The following is a 300-nucleotide window of genomic DNA, read 5'->3' as shown; positions in this document are numbered from 1 at the left end:
GCGCCTCCAGCAGCCAGAGCGTGCTCACCGGCACCCAGTCGTTGGAACCGTCGACCTCCCAGGACCGTGAACGTCGCGTCGGCGACCTGACCATGGTCTGGAACGTCCTCGACTTCGGCGTCAGCTACATCAGCGCCAAGCAACAGGGTGACCAGCGCCTGATCGTGCAGGAACGCCGGCGCAAGGTGATAAACACCATCGTCCAGGACGTACGCTCGGCCTACTGGCGCGCCGTGGCGGCCGAACGCCTGCTGACCCAGATCGACAGCCTGATGGCGCGGGTCGACACCGCACGTGGCA

1 pseudogene is annotated in these 300 nt (G+C 66.3%); it reads left to right on the top strand.

The annotated features are described in order from the left end of the window. Window positions 1-300, top strand: a pseudogene (locus tag BK665_RS33500) (TolC family protein); the annotation flags it as partial.

It is taken from the genome of Pseudomonas frederiksbergensis (assembly GCF_003732665.1).
GTDB lineage: Bacteria > Pseudomonadota > Gammaproteobacteria > Pseudomonadales > Pseudomonadaceae > Aquipseudomonas > Aquipseudomonas frederiksbergensis_G.
The sequence above is the reverse complement of the archived record's forward strand: the minus strand, read 5'-3'. Positions and strand labels throughout refer to the sequence as shown.